Origin of the sequence: Priestia sp. BR_2, from assembly GCF_041954005.1 — a bacterium.
GTDB lineage: Bacteria > Bacillota > Bacilli > Paenibacillales > Paenibacillaceae > Paenibacillus_AQ > Paenibacillus_AQ lautus_A.
Window position 1 is genome coordinate 1 of the sequence record NZ_JAVFHM010000135.1, and the last position, 744, is coordinate 744.

General features: G+C 38.6%; 1 protein-coding gene. It reads left to right on the plus strand.

Annotation, left to right across the window (positions count from 1 at the left end; genetic code table 11):
* Positions 1 to 48 precede the first annotated feature (48 nt).
* Positions 49 to 612 (plus strand): histidine phosphatase family protein, encoded by a 564-nt coding sequence (locus tag RB298_RS05135; RefSeq protein WP_486046207.1) that lies wholly within the window; start codon positions 49 to 51, stop codon positions 610 to 612.
* Positions 613 to 744 lie beyond the last annotated feature (132 nt).

Below are 744 nucleotides of genomic sequence, written 5' to 3' on the forward strand. Positions count from 1 at the left end.
CTTATTTTGTAATTAATGGTTATTATACTGCGCGTGGAGGGAAGATGAATGAAAACTTTTTTATTAGTTAGGCATTGTGAAGCAGAAGGGCAAGAAGCAAAAGCATCACTGACGGAACAAGGCATACAGCAAGCCCAGCAGTTAATGGACTATTTGAACAAGCTGAGTTATCCCATTGATAAAATTATTTCAAGTCCGTACAAACGAGCCGTTCAAACAATTGAACCTTATGCAAAAGATCCCGGTCTGCCTCTTCATATAGATACAAGGCTAGAAGAAAGGCGTTTAAGCGGACAGCCTCTTTTCAACTGGATAGAAGTATTGAAAAGAACTTTTGATGACATAGACTTTAAGGTAGACGGAGGAGAATCGACGAAAGAAGCCACGGCACGTGCTTTAGAGCTGTTTAAAGAAGTAATGAATGAAAAACAGAAAACGACTCTGTTTGTTACGCACGGCAATTTGATGACGTTAATCCTCAGATATTTTGATCCGAAGTTTGGGTTTGGTGAATGGTCACGTTTAACAAATCCCGATGTATATCAAATCGATTTCCAAAAGAAGAACGTTTCCATTACAAGGCTTTGGAATGAGCAGAAAACAAATTGGTGAAATAAAAGATTTTTCTGTGCATTCGTGTAGATGATAAGTTTAGCTCAATATAAAAACCTTATCCCGCATCACAATCCATAAATGTTGGTAGCCTCAAAGCTGCCCCATAGGCTTTTAGCAGATACTAAAGCC

What these genes read in the sequence shown, in the direction of transcription:
- RB298_RS05135 (WP_486046207.1), top strand. Translation starts at nt 49, where the DNA reads ATGAAAACTTTTTTATTAGTTAGGCATTGTGAAGCAGAAGGGCAAGAA.